The organism is Legionella gratiana (assembly GCF_001467695.1).
Classification (GTDB): Bacteria; Pseudomonadota; Gammaproteobacteria; order Legionellales; family Legionellaceae; genus Legionella; species Legionella gratiana.
The window spans coordinates 16,404-34,848 of record NZ_LNYE01000004.1; the positions used below are offsets into that span (position 1 = coordinate 16,404).

The window sequence follows — 18,445 nt, forward strand, 5'->3', positions numbered from 1 at the left end:
TAGAATGAGTAGCAATCAAAACATTAAAATAAGATTAAAGTCCTTTGATCATCGGTTGATTGACTTATCAACTCGAGAAATTGTGGAGACAGCAAAACGTACTGGTGCACAAATTCGTGGACCAATACCTTTGCCGATCCGTAAGGAAAAATTTACTGTATTGACTTCACCGCATGTTAATAAAGATGCACGAGATCAATATGAATTACGTACTCATAAACGCCTGGTCGTAATCGTACATCCAACTGAAAAAACAGTAGATGCTTTGATGAAATTGGATCTGGCTGCAGGAGTTGATGTTCAGATAAGCCTTGATGACTAAATTTTAAGGTGAAGAATATTAAAGAGGTGTTACAATGATGATCGGTTTATTAGGCCGTAAAGTCGGTATGACTCGTGTCTTCATGGCAGATGGAGTGTCAGTTCCTGTTTCTGTTGTTGAAGTACACCCTAATCGAGTTTCACAAGTTAAAACTCAGAGCATAGATGGTTATTCTGCGATTCAGTTAACAGGTGGTACGAAAAAAGCAGGAAAAGTAAACAAAGCTTTAACAGGGCATTTTGCAAAGGCTGAAATTGAAGCAGGCGATATGTTAGCTGAATTTTTAGTTGACTCAGAAGATACATTTAAGGCAGGTCAAGTGATTTCGGTTGCTGATGTTTTTACTGCAGGCCAATTCGTTGATGTATCTGGAACTACTAAAGGTAAGGGCTTTGCAGGTACTGTTAAGAGATATAATTTTAGAACACAAGATGCTACTCATGGTAACTCTAGATCACATCGTGTTCCTGGATCAATTGGTCAAAACCAAACTCCTGGCCGTGTTTTTAAAGGCAAAAAAATGGCAGGGCATATGGGGAATGTTCGTTGTACAGTTCAAAGTCTTGAACTCGTACGCGTAGATGCTGAAAGAAATTTACTTCTAATTAAAGGTGCTATACCTGGTGCACCTGGTTCAAGAGTAGAAATTAAGCCTGCAGCCAAAAAGCAAGCACGAGGTGAGTGATGGAAATTACTACTATAGATACAAAATCAACATTAGCACTAAACCAAGATGTATTTGCATACAGTTACAACGAAGGCTTGATTCATCAAGCAGTTGTAGCTTATATGAATAATGCTCGTAGTGGTAATAGCGCTCAAAAAACTCGCTCAGAAGTTAGAGGTGGTGGAAAAAAACCATGGAATCAAAAAGGTACAGGTCGTGCACGTGCTGGAACGATTAGAAGTCCTATTTGGAGAAGTGGTGGAGTAACATTTGCATCTAAAAAAAGAGATTATTCACAAAAACTTAATAAAAAAATGTACAAACGTGCATTACGTAGTATAATCTCCGAACTTTGCCGCACAGGCAACCTGTTAGTCGTTAGTGACTTTCAATGTGAAAGTAAGAAGACTAAAGATTTCATCAACAAAATGAATCAGCTAAATGTGACAAATGCTCTGATTATAATGACTGAAGTTGGTGAAAATGAATATTTTGGATCAAGAAACTTAATTGATTATGATATTTGTGACGTTACAACTGTAGATCCAGTATCCTTATTAAGATTTGAAAAAGTTGTTGTTACAGAAGCTGCAATTAAAAAAATTGAGGAACAGTTACAATGAACGCTGAAAGATTGTTGATGGTTCTACGTGAGCCACATACTTCTGAAAAAGCTACTGTCATAGCGGATAAGCTTAAACAGTTTACTTTCAAAGTATTGAAAACTGCAACTAAGACTGAAATTAAAATGGCGGTAGAAAATATATTTAACGTAAAAGTTAAAAATGTATCTGTTGTTAATGTGAAGGGAAAAACAAAACGTTTTAAACAAATGAATGGAAAGCGTAGTGATTGGAAAAAAGCTTTTGTAACTCTTCATGCAGATCAAGATATTGACTTTACAGCTACCGAATAAGGCAGATTAAGATGGCACTATTAAAATCTAAACCTACATCGCCAGGAAAGCGTGGCGAATTACGTGTGGTTCATCACCACATTCATAAAGGGAAACCTCACGCAGCTTTAGTCGAAAAGCTAAAGAAAACTGGCGGAAGAAATAACCAAGGTAGAATCACTGTAAGACATATTGGTGGTGGGCAGCGTAATCAATACCGTATTATTGACTTTAAACGAAATAAAGATGGTGTTGAAGCACGTGTAGAGCGCATTGAGTATGATCCAAATAGAACTGCTCTTATTGCTTTGATTGTTTATAAAGATGGTGAACGAAGATATATCATTGCTCCAGCCAATTTGAATGTTGGTGATAAGGTTGTTAGCGGAGCTGATTCACCTATTAGTATTGGTAACTGCTTACCATTGAAAAATATTCCTGTGGGTACTACGATTCATTGTGTTGAAATGAAACCAGGAAAAGGAGCACAAGTATTACGAAGTGCTGGTGCTAGTGGTCAAATTGTTGCGAAAGAAGGTGTTTATGCAACCTTAAGACTTCGTTCAGGTGAAATGCGTAAGATACATGTTTTATGTAAAGCTGTAATTGGAGAAGTTAGCAATAGCGAACACAGTTTACGCGCTTTAGGTAAAGCTGGAGCAAAACGTTGGAGAGGAATTCGTCCAACTGTACGTGGTGTTGCTATGAACCCTGTTGATCATCCACATGGTGGAGGTGAAGGACGTACTTCTGGTGGACGTCATCCAGTATCACCCTGGGGAGTACCAACTAAAGGATATAAAACCAGAAGTAATAAGCGCACTGATGGCTTCATTGTCAGAAGACGCAAGAAAAAATAATTATTGAGAGGATATCAAGTGGCTCGTTCTATAAGAAAAGGTCCTTTTGTTGACCATCATTTGATTAGCAAAGTTGAAGCTGCAATCGAATCAAAATCGAAAAAACCAATTAAAACTTGGTCAAGACGTTCAACAATTGTTCCTGAAATGATTGACCTTACAATTGCAGTTCATAACGGTAAAGATCATATCCCTGTGTATATTACAGATAATATGGTCGGTCATAAATTAGGTGAGTTTGCCATGACTCGAACATTTAAAGGTCATTCTGGTGACAGAAAGGCTAAAGGCAAATAAGAGGATATGATGGAAGTTACAGCTAAATTGAAAGGTGCTCCCTTATCCGCTCAGAAGGGCAGATTGGTAGCAGACATGATACGAAATATGAAAGTATCTGGTGCGCTTGATGTCCTCAAGTTTACACCAAAAAAAGGTGCACAATTAATGCTTAAGTTATTAGAGTCAGCTATAGCTAATGCTGAAAATAATAATGGAGCAGATATTGATGATTTAAAAGTGGGTATGGTCTGTGTTGATGAAGCAATGACTTTAAAACGCATTAGTCCCAGAGCTAAAGAACGTGCAAATAGAATTTGCAAACGTACCTGCCATATCACGATTAAAGTATCTGACGAGGAATAGCGATGGGACAAAAAGTTAACCCTATAGGCATACGCCTTGGTATTATTAAAGATTGGAACTCTAAGTGGTTTGCTGGTAAAAAATATGCTGAATTTTTGATTCAAGATATTAAGCTACGTACCGAGTTAAAAAAGAAACTTATGGCTGCTGCCGTGAGTAAAATTCTTATAGAACGTCCTGCAAATAATGCTGTAGTGACAATTCTTACCGCAAGACCTGGTATCATTATCGGTAAAAAAGGTGGTGGTATTGAGGCTTTACGTGCTGAAATATCAAGCAAATTAGGTGTTCCTGTTCACCTCAATATAGAAGAAATCAAAAAACCTGAGTTGGATGCTACGCTTGTAGCTGAAAGTATTGCTCAACAATTAGAGCAACGGGTTATGTTTAGACGTGCCATGAAACGTGCAGTGACTGGAGCACTTAAAGCAGGTGCTAAGGGAATTAAAATTTGCGTTAGTGGTCGACTCGGTGGAGCAGAGATTGCGCGAAGTGAATGGTATCGCGAAGGTCGTGTACCATTACATACCTTTAGAGCAGATATAGATTATGGTACAGCGGAGTCTAAAACTACCTACGGTATTATTGGCGTAAAAGTCTGGATCTTCAAGGGTGAAGTGTTACCACAAAAGAAAAGATCAACTGACAGTGCGCAGTAAGTGAGGATTAAGAATCATGTTACAACCGAAACGTACAAAATACCGAAAACAGATGAAGGGCCGTAATAGAGGTTTAGCTTTACGAGGCAGTAACATCAGTTTTGGTGAATTTGGTTTAAAGGCGTTAGAGCGTGGCCGTTTAACAGCACGACAAATTGAAGCTGCACGTCGAGCAATGACACGTCATATTAAACGTGGTGGAAAGATTTGGATTAGAGTATTTCCTGATAAACCGATTACCCAAAAGCCTTTAGAAGTAAGACAAGGTAAAGGTAAAGGAAGTGTTGAATACTGGGTTGCTCAGATACAACCAGGTAAGGTTTTATTTGAAATGGAAGGTGTGTCCAGAGAGCTTGCGATGGAAGCCTTTGATCTGGCTAAAGCAAAACTTCCTTTCAAAGTTATATTCGAGGAAAGGAAGGTGATGTAATGAAAAAAATTGATGAATTACGCAGTTTATCAATTGAAGAACTGCAAAACGAATTACTTACATTACGTAAAGAACAGTTAAATTTACGAATGAAAAAAGCAAGTGGCTCACTAGATAAAACACATCTTATCACTATGGTGCGTAAATCAGTGGCAAGAGTAAAAACAATGTTGACTGAAAAGGCAGGTAAGTAACATGTCTAATAGTGAATCGAATGCCAGAACATTAGTTGGAAAAGTTGTTAGTGACAAAATGGATAAAACTATAGTCGTGATGATTGAGCGCTCAGTGAAACATCCAAAATATGGGAAAATTATTAAGCGTAGATCTAAATTACATGCCCATGATGAAAATCAAGTATGCCAAATTGGTAATATAGTTAAAATTCGTGAGTCAAGACCACTCTCTAAAACAAAAAGCTGGGTATTAGTTGAAGTAATTTCTTAATCAACATTGTTGATTTACTTTTAAAACCCTAAAAGGCCTGATATAATCAGCAACCTTTTTCTGGTCGAAATCAGAGCTGGAGAATAAAATGATCCAAATGCAGACAGTGCTCGAAGTTGCTGATAATAGCGGAGCACGAAAAGTAATGTGTATTAAGGTACTTGGTGGATCACACCGAAGATATGCCCGAGTTGGGGATATTATTAAAGTGAGCATTAAGGACGCAATACCAAGAAGTAAAGTTAAGAAAGGTGCGGTGATGAAAGCTGTTGTTGTTCGAACAGCACAAGGTGTTCGTAGAGATGATGGATCTTTAATACGCTTTGATGGTAATGCAGCTGTGCTTTTAAATAATCAAAACGAGCCCATTGGTACTCGTATTTTTGGCCCTGTTACTCGCGAGCTACGAGAGAGATTTATGAAAATAATATCTCTAGCTGCTGAAGTTTTGTGAGAAGGATTGAGATATGAAACGTATTCAAAAAGGCGATGATGTAATTATAATCGCTGGTAAAAGTAAAGGTCATAGAGGAAAAGTCTTACGTGTGACTGAAAATGGTGTTGTTGTTGAAGGTGGAAATTTAATTAAAAAACATGTTAAAGCAAATCCACAAAAACCAGAAAACAAAGGTGGTATTGTAACTATTGAATCACCTATACACGTTTCAAATGTTGCTCATTATAATCCAAACAAAAAGAAAGCAGATAAAATCGGATTTAAATTTATTGAGAGTAACGGTATAAACAAGAAGGTCAGATATTTTAAGTCTGACAATGAAATAATTGACCGTGTTTGATTAGGTGATTGAAATGGCAAGACTTAATGAATTATACAAAAAAGAAATTGTCCCTATGATGATGAAGCGGTTCAACTATTCCAGCGTGATGGAAGTTCCTAAGTTGCTCAAAATCACTTTAAATATGGGTGTTGGAGAAGCAGTAGGCGACAAAAAAGTAATGAACCATGCAGTTGAAGATATGACCCTAATTGCAGGGCAAAAGCCAGTTGTTACAAAAGCTAGAAAATCAATCGCTGGATTTAAAATTAGGGAAGGATGGCCAATAGGGTGTAAGGTTACGCTCAGACGGCAACGTATGTATGAGTTTTTAGACAGATTGATTTCAATAACTTTACCGCGTGTAAGAGACTTTCGTGGTTTAAATCCTAAGTCCTTCGATGGAACTGGTAACTACAGTATGGGAATACACGAGCAAATCGTATTTCCTGAAATTGATTATGATAAAACAGATGGTATTCGTGGTTTAGATATTTGTATCACTACAAGTGCAAAAACTAATGAAGAAGCTAAAGCTTTATTAGAGGCCTTTAACCTTCCATTGAAAGATAGAGATAAAAAATAAGGGTGAAATTGTGGCTAAAAAATCAATGCTTATGAGAGAGCTAAAGCGAAGCAAACTCGTAGAGAAGTACCGAAAACGCAGAAGTGAATTAAAGAAGTTAATTAAGTCGTCAGATGATTTCCAAGTGATTATGGATAGTCAAGCTAAGTTAGCTAAACTTCCTGTTAATTCAAATGCGGTTCGTTTTAAAACTCGATGCCAACAATGTGGTCGTCCACATGGTGTTTATCGTAAATTTAGCCTTTGTAGAATTTGCTTAAGACAACAACTAATGGTTGGTAATATACCAGGCGGAAGAAAATCTAGCTGGTAATTTTTATTGGAGAACGATTGTGAGTATGCATGATCCAGTTGCTGATATGCTGACCAGAATTAGAAATGGTCAACAAGCAAAACATCAGCAAGTAACTTTAACATCTTCAAAACTGAAGGAAGAAATTGCGCGTGTTTTAAAAGAAGAAGGATATATCGAAGACTTCTTTATTGAATCACTAGATAACAACCTTAAATTAATGACAATTAAACTGAAATACTATCATGGTAGACCAGTTATTGAGTTAATAAAAAGAATAAGCAGACCTGGTTTGAGAGTTTATAAATCTTATAAAGAGCTAACCTCAATACCTGGTTTTGGTGTGGCCATATTGTCTACATCACAAGGTATAATGACCCATATATCTGCAAAGATGAAAGGCGTTGGTGGTGAAGTCATTTGTGAAGTGGCTTAATACTTGCGAGGAATAATATGTCTAGAGTAGCTAAAGCCCCAGTAATTCAACCAGCAAATGTAGAAATAACATTAGGTGAAGGTGAAATTACTGTTAAAGGGCCTAAAGGAACACTAACTCAAAAATTAAATCGGTTAGTGAAGGTGAGTAAAAACACAGAGACTAATCATATTGAATTTGCTCCAGCAGCTAATGATCCTAAAGCTTGGGCTCAAGCTGGGACTGCCAGGGCGATAGTAAATAATATGGTTAAAGGTGTTACTGAAGGTTTTGTCGTAACTCTTGAATTGGTTGGTGTCGGTTATAGAGCGCAATCAAAAGATAAATCAATTACTTTATCTTTAGGTTATTCTCATCCTATCGAGTACCATTTGCCAAAAGGTGTATTAGTTGAAACCCCTAGTAATACAGTAATTTTACTTAAAGGTGTTGATAAACAGATTTTGGGGCAAGTAGCTTCTGAGATACGTGCATTTCGTCCACCTGAGCCCTATAAAGGTAAAGGTGTTAAACTTGCTGGTGAGTATATTGTTCGTAAAGAAGCGAAGAAGAAATAAGGTTTAAGTTATGAATAAACACAACTCACGTATTCGACGTGGATTAAAAGCAAAGGCGCTGATTCGCAAATCGGGTAGAGCAAGATTAGTAGTTTATAGAAGTGGCTTGCATATCTACTCTCAAATCGTTCAAGCAGACAAGCTTGGAGATAAAGTATTAGTTACTTGTTCAACTAATGATAAAGAGATACGAGCCAGCCTAGCCGGTAAATGTAAAGTAGAACAAGCCAACTTAGTAGGTAAGTTACTCGGCAAACGAGCAGGTGAGCAAGGAATTACCGAAGTTGCGTTTGATCGTGCTGGTTATAAATATCATGGCCGAGTGAGAGCTCTTGCAGAAGGTGCTCGCGAGGCTGGATTAGATTTTTAAGGAACAACTATGGCATTCGATGAATCATCACCTAAATCAGATGGGTACCAAGAAAAATTAGTATCAGTTAATCGTACAGCTAAAGTTGTGAAGGGCGGTCGTGTTTTCGGCTTTGCTGTTCTTGTCGTTGTTGGGGATGGCAAAGGCAAAGTTGGATTTGGTAGAGGTAAAGCCCGTGAAGTTCCAATTGCTATTCAGAAAGCAATGGAACAAGCGAAGAAAAACATGGTTTATGTTCCTCTTAATGGCTCAACTATTTATCATGAAATTACCTGGAATTATGGCGCTTCTAAAGTATTTATGAAACCAGCTAGTGAAGGTACAGGAATTATAGCTGGTGGTGCAATGAGAGCGGTACTTGAAGTTTTAGGGGTCCAAAATATATTAGCTAAGAGCATTGGATCTACAAATCCAAGCAATATTGTACGCGCTACAATTGGTGCTTTGACTAATATTGGTACTCCTGATTATGTTGCTGCCAAGCGTGGTAAAACTGTTGAAGAAGTTATGGCGGGCTAATTATGGAAAACAAAATCAAAATTACTTTAGTTAAGAGTATTATTGGTAGAAAGCCTAAGCATATTACAATTGTAAAACAATTAGGCTTAGGTAAAACCAATTCAAGCGTAACTCATAACGATACTCCAGCAATACGCGGTCTTATAAATCAGGTTAATTACCTATTGCTGATTGAGGAGAGTGTATAATGAATTTAAATTCACTATCACCTGATCCAGGTTCACGTCGCCCTAAAAAAAGATTAGGACGAGGTATAGGATCAGGATTAGGAAAAACAAGCGGAAAAGGACATAAAGGCCAAAAGGCTAGAGCCGGTGGTTTCCATAAGATTAACTTTGAAGGCGGACAAATGCCTATTCAAAGACGTCTACCAAAGATGGGATTTAAATCACGGGTTGGAAGAACAGTTGATCAAGTTTGTTTAAGTGAACTTGCACAAATCACTGCTGACGTGATTGACTTAAATGCTCTAAAAGATGCTGGCATCGTCAGTCGTAACATCAAAGATGTAAAAATAATCTTATCTGGTGAATTAACTACTGCCATAAAACTTAAAGGTTTAAGGGTCACTAAAGGAGCTCGTTCAACCATTGAAGGTTTAGGCGGCAGCGTAGAAGAGTGATTATGAAAAACCAAAAACATAATACAAGCCAATCACGTGGGGGATTGGCTGAGCTAAAATCAAGATTGTTGTTTGTAGTCTTAGGTATTTTAGTTTATCGATTGGGTGCTCATATTCCTGTACCAGGTTTAGATCCTGCTCGACTAGCTAATTTTTTTAATGAACAACAAAATACTATTTTTGGCTTGTTCAATATGTTTTCTGGCGGAGCTTTATCACGAGTTACAGTTTTTGCTATTGGGATTATGCCCTATATTTCTGCATCGATTATCATTCAACTTTTTACAGTCGTGTCTCCAAAACTTGAACAGCTAAAAAAGGAAGGTGAATCTGGCAGAAGAAAAATAAATCAATATACGCGCTATTTGACGTTATTGTTATCTATTTTTCAATCTTTAGGGATGGCTCGATGGCTAGCTGGGCAACAAATTGCTTTGCAAGCTGACTTCTCATTTTATTTTACTGCAGTAGTTACATTAGTTACCGGTACTATGTTTTTAATGTGGCTTGGTGAGCAAATTACTGAAAAAGGCGTTGGAAATGGTATATCGCTAATTATTTTTTCAGGTATTGTCTCAAGTATGCCTACTGCGATAGCTTCTGTTCTTCAGCAAGTTAAAGAAGGTCAAATGCAAGCTCTAACTTTAGTTATTATTGCAGTGGTTGTTGTAGTAGTAACAGGGTTTGTGGTATTTATGGAGCGTGCACAGAGGCGTATTAGAGTGAACTATGCTCAAAGAACTCAAGGAAGAAAAGTCTATGCTGCTCAAACAAGTCATTTGCCTTTAAAGATTAATATGTCTGGAGTCATACCGCCAATTTTCGCATCAAGTATTATATTACTGCCTGCGACTTTAGCACAGTTCTTTTCACATTCTAAAGGTATGGGTTGGTTGGCTGATGTTGGAATGGCTTTATCACCAGGACAACCGTTATATTTAATCGTTTATGCAGTGGCTATTGTGTTCTTTGCATTTTTTTATGCTGCATTGGTGTTTAATCCCAAAGATACGGCAGATAATTTAAAAAAATCTGGTGCATATATTCCTGGAATTAGACCAGGAGAGCAAACCACAAAATATATTGATGCTGTGATGACTCGTTTAACATTAGTAGGTTCAATATACTTAGTTTTGGTCTGTCTCTTACCTCAGATTTTAATGTATACATGGCATGTGCCTTTTTATTTCGGTGGAACGTCATTGCTGATTATCGTAGTTGTTATTATGGATTTTGTAGCTCAGGTGCAAGCTCATTTAATGACACAGCAATATGATTCTTTAATGAAAAAGGCTAATTTTAAAGGTACGAAATTACCTGGTCTTTTATGATCTTTATCGGAGTTAGGAATGAAAGTAAGAGCATCTGTAAAGCGAATTTGTCGCAATTGTAAAATTATTAAAAGAAGTGGCACGATACGAGTTATTTGTAAAGATGCCCGACATAAACAAAAGCAAGGTTAATTTCTTTGCTTGATTTAATTCTATAAAAATAGTATTCTTCTGTCCCTTTCGACAGAACAAATAACGTTCGGAGAAGTTAATGGCTCGTATTGCAGGAGTAAATATACCTGATCACAAACATCTTGTGATTGCTTTAACAGCAATTTATGGTATTGGTAAACCTACATCATTAAAACTATGTTCTACGGTTGGAATTGATCCTTCAACAAAGGTATCAGAGCTAACTGATGCTCAACTTGAGTCATTAAGAACAGAAATAGCAAAAATTACCGTAGAAGGCGATTTACGACGTGTTGTGACAATGAACATTAAACGCCTTATGGATCTAGGATGTTACCGTGGTCTAAGACATAGAAGAGGGCTGCCAGTACATGGTCAACGTACAAAAACTAATGCACGTACAAGAAAGGGCCGCAGAAAAGGCACCACCGTTTGATATTTCATGTTAGGATAGTAAGATGGCAATAACAAAGTCAAAACAACAAAAAGTACGCAAAAAGGCAAAACGTGTTGTATCAGATGGTATAGTACATGTTCATGCATCTTTTAATAATACCATAGTGACTTTTACCGATAGGCAAGGTAATGCACTTTGCTGGGCAACATCCGGTGGATCAGGTTTTAGAGGTTCAAGAAAAAGTACTCCTTATGCTGCACAAGTTGCTACCGAGCGTGCTGCTGCTGTTGCTAAAGAATATGGTATGAAATCTGTAGCTGTATTTGTTCATGGTCCTGGTCCTGGTAGAGAGTCCACTATTCGTGAATTAATATCTCAGGATTTCAAAATTGTTGAAATAACCGATGTTACTGGTATCCCACATAATGGGTGCAAACCACCGAAAAAACGTCGTGTATAAGACTCAGGAGTAATTAATGGCTAGATATCTTGGTCCAAAATGTAAGTTATCACGTCGTGAAGGTTGTGATTTATTACTTAAAAGTGGTGTCCGTGATCATAAATCAAAATGTAAATCAGAAAAGTTACCTGGACAACATGGTGATAAGAAACCCCGTTTAAACAGTTATGGTTTGCAGCTTAGAGAGAAGCAAAAAATTAGACGGTTGTACGGTATTCTTGAAAAGCAATTTCGCGGTTATTATAAAATGGCTGCACGCATGAAAGGTGCTACAGGTGAAAACCTGATGGTCCTTCTTGAAAGACGTTTAGATAATGTCGTTTATCGTATGGGTTTTGCAAGCACACGTGCTGAAGCACGTCAATTAGTAACGCATAAAGCCATACTAGTTAATGATAAAATAGTTAACGTTCCATCTTTTTTGATAAAGCCTGGTGATGTTATCTCTGTGCGACAAAGAGCAAAAAATCAAGGCCGTATTCAAGCTGCTTTAGCTTTGTCTGAGCAAAGAGTACCATGTGATTGGCTTACTGTAGATAATTCTTCGTTTAAAGGAACTTTTTCTACAGCACCAACGTTAACTGACTTATCTTCAGACTACAACGTAAACTTAGTTGTAGAACTTTACTCTAAGTAAGCTCGGAGAAATAGCTGAATGTATACTGAAATCAATGAAATGTTGACACCAAATGTTCTTAAGGTCCAGGCTGAGTCGCCTTTTAAAGCTAAAATAGTTTTAGAGCCTTTGGAGCGTGGCTTTGGTCATACTCTCGGCAATGCTTTGAGACGTATATTATTATCATCTATGCCTGGAAGTGTAATTACAGAAGCTTCAATTGAAGGTGTTCTTCATGAGTACAGTACAATTGAAGGTGTACAGGAAGATGTAGTGGATATATTACTGAATCTAAAGTTAGTTGCACTAAAAATGACAGTAGGCGATGAGTCAGTAATTACTCTTAATATGCAAGGTCCTTGTCAAGTTACTGCTGGTGATATTCAATTATCTCATGGATTAGAAATTATTAATCCAGATCTTGTTATTGCTAATTTGAACGAAAAGGGCAAATTAAATATGACAATGAAAGTTGAACGAGGGATAGGTTTTCATAGTACCGATTCATTCATTGGGCATTTTGATGATGAAATAGAAAGAAAATCTGTTGGTAAACTCAAAATTGATAATAGTTTCTCGCCTGTTAAGAAAGTAGCATATTATGTTGATAGTGCTCGAGTTGAAAATCGTACTGATTTAGATAAGCTAACTATTGAATTAGAAACTAATGGGACAATTGATTCAGAAGAAGCAATCCGTATTTCAGCAAGCATTCTGCAACGACAGTTACATGCTTTTGTGGATATGAGGTTTGAAGAGTCACGATCTGATCAGAAGGAACGAAATGATTTTGATCCTATTCTTTTACGTTCTGTTGATGATTTAGAATTAACTGTTCGCTCAGCAAATTGTTTAAAAGCAGAAAATATTCATTATATAGGCGATCTAGTACAACGAACTGAAAATGAACTTTTAAAAACTCCTAATCTTGGTAAAAAGTCTTTAACTGAAATTAAGGATGTTTTGGCTTCCCGTTCATTATCGCTTGGTATGAAGCTTGAGAATTGGCCGCCAGCAAATCTTGGCGAATAAAAGTTTAGGAGTTTTGTTATGCGTCACCGTAATTCAGGCCGTCGTTTTGGCCGAACAAGTAGCCATAGAAAGGCTATGTTTGCAAATATGTGTTGTTCCTTAATTGAGCACGAATTGATAAAGACTACTTTGCCTAAAGCAAAAGATTTACGTCGTTATATAGAGCCTTTAATCACTGTATCTAAAGTTGATTCAGTAGCAACACGTAGACATGCGTTTGATATATTAAGATCAAAATCTGCAGTAGGTAAGTTGTTTACTGATTTAGGTCCACGTTTTGTAAAACGTCCAGGTGGTTATATACGTATTATTAAATGTGGTTTTAGAGATGGGGATAATGCACCTATGGCAATTGTTGAGTTATTAGACAGACCAGTCTCTAGTGCTGATGCTGAAGAATAACGTAATTGTTTTATAATTTAAAACTACCCGCACATGCGGGTTTTTTTATAAATATCTTCTTGAAAATGTACTGTAAAAGTTATTTTATCCGTATCGACAATGATATTTACCTCAGCTATAAAATTTTGTGGCACCTATTTTGAGATATTTTTATGTCGAAACTAAAAACTATTCACGATTATTATGATCCTTTGAAATTTATTAAAAAAATTCACACTCAAGAAGGTCTAGTTAATGCGCAGGAACTCATCGACTATCTAAATAGAGCATATCGTCATGCTATAAGGAAAATATTATTAGCATATCCTGCATCTTTTGCAGAGGGTTCGCCAATATTTGATCTTTGTATTGATGTTATCTTAAACAACAATGATTTAACTAAAGTAACTATAAAGTGGATTGAAGATCAAATAAATAAAAATCAGGAACTAGTTCCACTCAAAAATTTAAAGCCAGAGGATCCTAATATTGACAAACTCCAATTAATAAAAGCAGTTACAAGGGCTCATCAATACAATTTAGTAGTTAGTGAAGATGTAGTTGTTTTTGTAAATAGTGTCCTCGCTCTTGAAACGATATTAAATATGGAATATGCATTGGGATTTTTTGCTTTTGCGGATAAGAGTGATCCGGAAAGGAAAGCGGCTATTGCGGCGTTAAAAGAAGCCTTAAAGGACAAACCAGCCGATCTTTTATCACATTTATCAACCTTTCGTAGAGGTAAATTAGGTAGTGAGATTAGAGTCTTTGTAAAACAAGGCATGGCAGATAAATTATTGGATGGCAAAACAGTCCGTACTGTAAGTGATTTTATAACGGAGTTACACACGCAAGTGAATTCTAATTTGGCTCCAACTGTCAGTATAGCTTGATGAACGTAATAACGCTTTGGCAGCAGATTTTCAAAAGTTACTTGCTAATGGTATCCGTTCAAGTAATGGCGTCAACTTAATGAGTTATTGTAAGCTGGAGCTGAATGAAATAAAGCCCAACATAACAGGCTTTCCAAAAATTTTGGCTTTATTTCATTTAGCTCCAGCCTACCCTTAGTGAATAGTCAAAATAAGATTCAGAAGGGAACATCGTCATCTAATTGATCAAAAGCATCTTGTGGAACTTGTTGTGCAGGTTGTTGTTTTCCAAAGTTCTGACTAGTTGGTGCAAATTGATTCTGTTGGATATCATCAAAACTGGATGATGCTCCTCCTTTGCTATCTAACATTTGTATGTCATTTGCAACAATTTCAGTTGTATATCTATCTTGCCCTTGCTGATCTTGCCATTTTCTGGTTCTTAAGCTGCCTTCGATATATAGTTTTGAACCTTTACGAACATATTCACCTGCAATTTCACCTAAACGATTAAAACATACCACCCGATGCCATTCTGTTCTTTCTTGTTTTTCTCCAGTGACTTTATCTTTCCATGTTTCGCTAGTAGCAATTGAGAGTGTAGTCACTGCATTACCGTTGGGTAAATATCGTACGTCAGGATCAACACCTACGTTACCAATGAGTATTACTTTATTTACTCCACGTGCCATTTAATTTTCTCCTATATGCGAAAGTTAGGAGAAGAGTATACCTAATTTATATAGTGCTTGCACTCTGGGATTGACCCGGCTTTTAATTGAGAATGATGTCATTTTCTCTTTTATCTATTGAGTCTCACACTAAGTGGTGGTTTAGAATCAGTTTAAGGAGAAAATTGAATGAACTTTTATTAGGTTAAAGAAATGATCCAAATGACTTCATGAACAATAAGGTCATTATGTACTAACCTATTGCCTCAATGAAAGGTGTTGCCGAAGGATAAAAAAAGTACAAATTTGATGATTAGTAATCTAAATTAATATTTGATTAATGATTATTGATTATAATAATTAATTATTGGTCATTTGAGTTTGATTATTGCTATGAAAATATTATATGTTCCTTTTTCTTTAGAAGATGCTTTAGGTGATTTAGAGAGCAAGGCCAGTAAGTGGCGTAAGGATTATGAATCCAAAGGTAAAGAGGTTGTTGTTATCTATCACGATAGTCCAGCAATTGCTGAAAGAGAGAATATTAAAAAAGCATTACAGGACGGAAACTGTCAAATTTATATTTTAAGTCATGGTATCGATAGCCCCGAGCTAGTTGTAGCTAATCAAGCAAAGTATGATGAGGATTATAAGGAAATGGCTATAGAAGAAGTGGCTAACCGTTTTAAAAATGATTTAGTTATCGAAGGATTTAGCACGGATAATATTGCAAAATTATATTTTTGTGATGCATATGCAAAAAAAAATAAACCACGTCAAATGGCTGAAGAGTTTCGCAAACAATTAGGTGAGCCACTTCAATCAATGGAGATAAAATACTACTCTGATGTGAGTATCTGCGCGCCAGGTATGGGAATAGATGATTTGTTAAGCTCCAAACGCGCAGTTCGATCATTCCTAATGAAAAATGATCTGTTTTGTTTTGATTTAATGTGCGCAGTTGGTCGTGCACGAGAGTTTCGCCAAGGATTGAATGCAGTAGAAAGTAGAGCATCAGATCATGCCTTCTTTGCTAGTGCTCCCGAAGCAATAAAATTCCCCAAGTTTTCCCATCCTATTTTAACCCAATTGGCCCAAGGGTTAGTGAAAATGGTTCAGAGTGATAAAATATTGGCAAAGAACCAATCAGAGATTATCAATGAGTTACTTCTTAGTCTGCCACGTAATCTTTCGGATTATTTAGTTGACTCTTTAATAGTTGGTGGGAAAAACTTAAAATTTGAGATGCGCATCAATAAAAAGAATCTTGAAGCTTTTTTAATGAAATCAGGTGTTATTGATAAGCCCATAACTTCTCCTGTAGAGAGTACCACGCCTAAACAATCCTGGATGGATGAGGATGATTATTTTGGAAAGGTTAATACTCTATTGGAGCCCCTAAATGTAGATGGTTTTTTAGCGTTGACGGATTATGACGAAATACTTGACATGGAAGAGCAATTAGGGCATAAATCCCATCCGATATGAAGTCAATTTGCGCGTTGAGAATGATATATTTATATATCCCATTTAAGAGCAATGAAGGGAATAAAAAATTAATCAAACATGCGAATCAATGGTACAAAACAGCATATGAAGGATATGCTGTTCCATGCACCATTTTGAGCGCGGATGATCTATTTCCTGTACTTCATGAGTCTAATCAAAAAAGCAAAATTTATGTATTAACTTATGAAGCGGGTGAAAAGACTGGAGAGCTAGCGCCTGTACCCAATTCAATTTCATGCAAAACTATTGATACCAAGAAATTAGTCGAGCGCTTATTGGAATCACGGTTACCTGAGACAGGTCCTGTGGAAATCAAATTATGTGTTCGCCAATATGTGGATAATAGCGGTTCACTGATTTCTGCTGAATTAATCAAAGAGCATTTACAGAATAGAAATTATAAGAATTCCGAATTATTCGTTCGCGTCCAGAGTTCTACAGAGCCTTTTCCAGGAGAAACAAGCAAACTGAGCTATCGTACCATAAGTGGTCGCATTCCTTTGTTTGTCAAAGTAAATGAAGTAGATAATGAAATCGAAAATGCAGATTTCCCCGAGCCAGAAGCAGATAATAGTGTTAAGAATTTAATCTTTTGAAGAAAGAACTTTCTCTGCACTACCGGCAATATAATGCTCTTTATCAATACGTAAATAAATAACTCCTTCTTCTTGGGCTAATGCGACTTCAATAATTCCACGAGTATTTAATAACTGCGATAAAATATCTTCTTTTTTTTCAGACCAAGGATAATGAAGGATAAGAGTAGCACTATAGAGATTAGGCTTCATTGCTCCGGCAACAATTAACCATATAATGCCTAAAACAGCGTTGGTAATAAAGATACCTTGACTGCCATTCCATTGAAATAAAATACCCGCAACTGCCCCACCTAGAAAAAGTCCGAGAAATTGGCTTGTAGAATATACGCCCATAGCGGTCCCTTTACTTTTAGGGTTTGCCTGTTTGGAAATAAGTGATGGTAATACAGCCTCAAGGATGTTAAAAGCAATAAAATAAATCAGCATAATCAAACACAGCCCAAACCAATTTTGGCGCATATAAATGAATGATAATTGAGTTGCTGTGATTATAAAAACTGATGAAAGAAAAACACCTTTCATTCTTTTCTTCTTTTCAGCAAGCACAATGAATGGGATCATGAGAATGAACGAAAGCAGCATAACCGGTAAATAAAAATGCCACTGCTGGGTCAAATGACCTTGCTCCACTTGTTTTCTTAAGATAAAAGGAATAACAAAGAATGTGGATGTGAGAATAAAATGTTGGCAGAAAATACCAAAATTAAGGCATTGTAGTTGTGCGTTAAAGACTACATGTTTTAATAACGTCGGGTTTGTTTCACTATCAACATGAAAGCGTTCTTTCATGGGTTTGGGTATTATCCAATGAAGCAGGATAATACCTAATAGGGCTAATAAGGTAGTAAGGTAAAAAATTCCTGCTAGGCCAAAATAATGGGTAACCGCTGGGCTAACTACCATTGCTAGACTAAATGATGTTCCTATGGTCATGCCAATAACCGCCATAGCTTTAGTCCGTTGTTCCTCCGCGGTTAAATCTGCGAGCAATGCAATGAGCACACTGCCAACTGCTCCAGTTCCTTGTAGCGCTCGAGCAACTACCATCCCATAAATGGAATGAGTTAATGCTCCAATTAAACTGCCACAAGCAAATAAAAGTAAGCCTACGGTGATCATAGGTTTTCTACCTAATTTATCCGAGAGCATACCAAAAGGCATTTGCATTAATCCTTGAGCAAGACCATATATTCCAAAGGCAAAACCTACCAAAGCAGGTGTTGAGCCCTGCAAATCTTCCGCATAAATACTAAATACAGGGATTAAGAGAAACAAACCTAACATACGAAAGGAAAAAATTGCGGCAATAGGAAATACAGTTTTAGACCAAGAAAGCTTCATTCATTAATATATATATTATCTAAT

At 36.8% G+C, this 18,445-nt stretch carries 33 protein-coding genes; 31 read left to right on the plus strand and 2 right to left on the minus strand.

What is annotated here, in order from left to right; genetic code table 11:
* Positions 1 to 4 precede the first annotated feature (4 nt).
* From rpsJ to Lgra_RS01990, 29 genes are all read left to right on the plus strand, one after another.
* Positions 5 to 322: a 30S ribosomal protein S10 gene (gene rpsJ, locus Lgra_RS01855; protein ID WP_003633094.1), complete on the plus strand. Its 318-nt coding sequence runs from the start codon at positions 5 to 7 to the stop codon at positions 320 to 322.
* A gap of 34 nt (positions 323 to 356) precedes the next feature.
* On the plus strand, positions 357 to 1,007 hold the full coding sequence (rplC, locus tag Lgra_RS01860) for a 50S ribosomal protein L3 (RefSeq protein ID WP_058497590.1): 651 nt from the start codon (positions 357 to 359) through the stop codon (positions 1,005 to 1,007).
* Positions 1,007 to 1,612, plus strand: a complete 606-nt coding sequence (gene rplD, locus Lgra_RS01865; protein WP_058497591.1) for a 50S ribosomal protein L4 — start codon at positions 1,007 to 1,009, stop codon at positions 1,610 to 1,612. The genes rplC and rplD overlap by 1 nt, the downstream gene beginning before the upstream one ends.
* Positions 1,609 to 1,905: a 50S ribosomal protein L23 gene (gene rplW / locus Lgra_RS01870; RefSeq protein WP_027272068.1), complete on the plus strand. Its 297-nt coding sequence runs from the start codon at positions 1,609 to 1,611 to the stop codon at positions 1,903 to 1,905. Before rplD ends, rplW begins: the two co-directional genes overlap by 4 nt.
* Before the next feature lie 11 nt (positions 1,906 to 1,916).
* Positions 1,917 to 2,744, plus strand: a complete 828-nt coding sequence (rplB, locus tag Lgra_RS01875; RefSeq protein ID WP_058497592.1) for a 50S ribosomal protein L2 — start codon at positions 1,917 to 1,919, stop codon at positions 2,742 to 2,744.
* 18 nt (positions 2,745 to 2,762) lie between these two features.
* On the plus strand, positions 2,763 to 3,041 hold the full coding sequence (gene rpsS / locus Lgra_RS01880) for a 30S ribosomal protein S19 (RefSeq protein ID WP_003633088.1): 279 nt from the start codon (positions 2,763 to 2,765) through the stop codon (positions 3,039 to 3,041).
* A 9-nt stretch (positions 3,042 to 3,050) separates the two neighbouring features.
* Complete coding sequence (gene rplV, locus Lgra_RS01885; RefSeq protein ID WP_058497593.1) at positions 3,051 to 3,386, plus strand: 50S ribosomal protein L22; 336 nt, start codon at positions 3,051 to 3,053, stop codon at positions 3,384 to 3,386.
* Positions 3,387 to 3,388: 2 nt separating this feature from the next.
* The gene (rpsC, locus tag Lgra_RS01890) at positions 3,389 to 4,045 is read left to right on the plus strand and encodes a 30S ribosomal protein S3 (RefSeq protein WP_058497594.1); all 657 of its coding nucleotides are present in this window, start codon (positions 3,389 to 3,391) and stop codon (positions 4,043 to 4,045) included.
* A 16-nt stretch (positions 4,046 to 4,061) separates the two neighbouring features.
* On the plus strand, positions 4,062 to 4,475 hold the full coding sequence (gene rplP / locus Lgra_RS01895; RefSeq protein WP_003633085.1) for a 50S ribosomal protein L16: 414 nt from the start codon (positions 4,062 to 4,064) through the stop codon (positions 4,473 to 4,475).
* Positions 4,475 to 4,669 (plus strand): 50S ribosomal protein L29, encoded by a 195-nt coding sequence (gene rpmC / locus Lgra_RS01900; RefSeq protein ID WP_058497595.1) that lies wholly within the window; start codon positions 4,475 to 4,477, stop codon positions 4,667 to 4,669. The genes rplP and rpmC overlap by 1 nt, the downstream gene beginning before the upstream one ends.
* Before the next feature lies 1 nt (position 4,670).
* The gene (rpsQ, locus tag Lgra_RS01905) at positions 4,671 to 4,922 is read left to right on the plus strand and encodes a 30S ribosomal protein S17 (RefSeq protein ID WP_058463862.1); all 252 of its coding nucleotides are present in this window, start codon (positions 4,671 to 4,673) and stop codon (positions 4,920 to 4,922) included.
* An 88-nt stretch (positions 4,923 to 5,010) separates the two neighbouring features.
* Positions 5,011 to 5,376 (plus strand): 50S ribosomal protein L14, encoded by a 366-nt coding sequence (gene rplN, locus Lgra_RS01910; RefSeq protein WP_003633077.1) that lies wholly within the window; start codon positions 5,011 to 5,013, stop codon positions 5,374 to 5,376.
* Positions 5,377 to 5,389: 13 nt separating this feature from the next.
* Complete coding sequence (rplX, locus tag Lgra_RS01915; protein ID WP_058497596.1) at positions 5,390 to 5,719, plus strand: 50S ribosomal protein L24; 330 nt, start codon at positions 5,390 to 5,392, stop codon at positions 5,717 to 5,719.
* Positions 5,720 to 5,732: 13 nt separating this feature from the next.
* The gene (rplE, locus tag Lgra_RS01920) at positions 5,733 to 6,284 is read left to right on the plus strand and encodes a 50S ribosomal protein L5 (protein ID WP_058497597.1); all 552 of its coding nucleotides are present in this window, start codon (positions 5,733 to 5,735) and stop codon (positions 6,282 to 6,284) included.
* 10 nt (positions 6,285 to 6,294) lie between these two features.
* Positions 6,295 to 6,597 (plus strand): 30S ribosomal protein S14, encoded by a 303-nt coding sequence (gene rpsN / locus Lgra_RS01925; protein WP_058497598.1) that lies wholly within the window; start codon positions 6,295 to 6,297, stop codon positions 6,595 to 6,597.
* A gap of 25 nt (positions 6,598 to 6,622) precedes the next feature.
* Positions 6,623 to 7,012, plus strand: a complete 390-nt coding sequence (rpsH, locus tag Lgra_RS01930; protein ID WP_202967160.1) for a 30S ribosomal protein S8 — start codon at positions 6,623 to 6,625, stop codon at positions 7,010 to 7,012.
* 17 nt (positions 7,013 to 7,029) lie between these two features.
* Positions 7,030 to 7,569 carry a 50S ribosomal protein L6 gene (rplF, locus tag Lgra_RS01935; protein ID WP_058497600.1) on the plus strand — a complete coding sequence of 180 codons (540 nt, stop codon included), beginning with the start codon at positions 7,030 to 7,032 and terminating at the stop codon, positions 7,567 to 7,569.
* Between the two features lie 10 nt (positions 7,570 to 7,579).
* Entirely contained in the window at positions 7,580 to 7,939 is a 360-nt protein-coding gene (gene rplR, locus Lgra_RS01940) for a 50S ribosomal protein L18 (RefSeq protein WP_058497601.1), read from the plus strand.
* Positions 7,940 to 7,948: 9 nt separating this feature from the next.
* Entirely contained in the window at positions 7,949 to 8,458 is a 510-nt protein-coding gene (rpsE, locus tag Lgra_RS01945) for a 30S ribosomal protein S5 (protein WP_058497602.1), read from the plus strand.
* Between the two features lie 2 nt (positions 8,459 to 8,460).
* Positions 8,461 to 8,646 (plus strand): 50S ribosomal protein L30, encoded by a 186-nt coding sequence (rpmD, locus tag Lgra_RS01950; RefSeq protein WP_058497603.1) that lies wholly within the window; start codon positions 8,461 to 8,463, stop codon positions 8,644 to 8,646.
* On the plus strand, positions 8,646 to 9,080 hold the full coding sequence (gene rplO / locus Lgra_RS01955) for a 50S ribosomal protein L15 (protein ID WP_058497604.1): 435 nt from the start codon (positions 8,646 to 8,648) through the stop codon (positions 9,078 to 9,080). Before rpmD ends, rplO begins: the two co-directional genes overlap by 1 nt.
* Positions 9,081 to 9,082: 2 nt before the next feature.
* The gene (secY, locus tag Lgra_RS01960; protein ID WP_058497605.1) at positions 9,083 to 10,411 is read left to right on the plus strand and encodes a preprotein translocase subunit SecY; all 1,329 of its coding nucleotides are present in this window, start codon (positions 9,083 to 9,085) and stop codon (positions 10,409 to 10,411) included.
* Positions 10,412 to 10,429: 18 nt separating this feature from the next.
* Positions 10,430 to 10,543 (plus strand): 50S ribosomal protein L36, encoded by a 114-nt coding sequence (gene rpmJ, locus Lgra_RS17365; protein WP_010946099.1) that lies wholly within the window; start codon positions 10,430 to 10,432, stop codon positions 10,541 to 10,543.
* Between the two features lie 79 nt (positions 10,544 to 10,622).
* The gene (gene rpsM / locus Lgra_RS01965; RefSeq protein ID WP_058497606.1) at positions 10,623 to 10,979 is read left to right on the plus strand and encodes a 30S ribosomal protein S13; all 357 of its coding nucleotides are present in this window, start codon (positions 10,623 to 10,625) and stop codon (positions 10,977 to 10,979) included.
* A 22-nt stretch (positions 10,980 to 11,001) separates the two neighbouring features.
* Entirely contained in the window at positions 11,002 to 11,400 is a 399-nt protein-coding gene (gene rpsK, locus Lgra_RS01970; protein WP_003633055.1) for a 30S ribosomal protein S11, read from the plus strand.
* Positions 11,401 to 11,416: 16 nt separating this feature from the next.
* Positions 11,417 to 12,037, plus strand: coding sequence for a 30S ribosomal protein S4 (rpsD, locus tag Lgra_RS01975; protein ID WP_058497607.1), 621 nt, complete (start codon positions 11,417 to 11,419; stop codon positions 12,035 to 12,037).
* Between the two features lie 18 nt (positions 12,038 to 12,055).
* Positions 12,056 to 13,048: a DNA-directed RNA polymerase subunit alpha gene (locus tag Lgra_RS01980; protein WP_058497608.1), complete on the plus strand. Its 993-nt coding sequence runs from the start codon at positions 12,056 to 12,058 to the stop codon at positions 13,046 to 13,048.
* An 18-nt stretch (positions 13,049 to 13,066) separates the two neighbouring features.
* Complete coding sequence (gene rplQ, locus Lgra_RS01985) at positions 13,067 to 13,450, plus strand: 50S ribosomal protein L17 (RefSeq protein ID WP_058497609.1); 384 nt, start codon at positions 13,067 to 13,069, stop codon at positions 13,448 to 13,450.
* 152 nt (positions 13,451 to 13,602) lie between these two features.
* Positions 13,603 to 14,322, plus strand: a complete 720-nt coding sequence (locus Lgra_RS01990) for a hypothetical protein (RefSeq protein WP_058497610.1) — start codon at positions 13,603 to 13,605, stop codon at positions 14,320 to 14,322.
* 197 nt (positions 14,323 to 14,519) lie between these two features.
* Here Lgra_RS01990 and ssb read toward each other — a convergent pair whose 3' ends face one another.
* Positions 14,520 to 14,993, minus strand: a complete 474-nt coding sequence (gene ssb / locus Lgra_RS01995) for a single-stranded DNA-binding protein (RefSeq protein WP_058497611.1) — start codon at positions 14,991 to 14,993, stop codon at positions 14,520 to 14,522.
* Between the two features lie 372 nt (positions 14,994 to 15,365).
* Here ssb and Lgra_RS02000 point away from each other — a divergent pair, with 372 nt between their 5' ends.
* Positions 15,366 to 16,460, plus strand: coding sequence for a hypothetical protein (locus tag Lgra_RS02000; RefSeq protein ID WP_058497612.1), 1,095 nt, complete (start codon positions 15,366 to 15,368; stop codon positions 16,458 to 16,460).
* Positions 16,461 to 16,480: 20 nt separating this feature from the next.
* The gene (locus tag Lgra_RS02005) at positions 16,481 to 17,077 is read left to right on the plus strand and encodes a hypothetical protein (RefSeq protein ID WP_058497661.1); all 597 of its coding nucleotides are present in this window, start codon (positions 16,481 to 16,483) and stop codon (positions 17,075 to 17,077) included.
* Here the strand turns inward: Lgra_RS02005 and Lgra_RS02010 are convergent.
* Positions 17,066 to 18,421, minus strand: a complete 1,356-nt coding sequence (locus tag Lgra_RS02010; protein WP_058497613.1) for an MFS transporter — start codon at positions 18,419 to 18,421, stop codon at positions 17,066 to 17,068. The genes Lgra_RS02005 and Lgra_RS02010 overlap by 12 nt on opposite strands.
* Positions 18,422 to 18,445 lie beyond the last annotated feature (24 nt).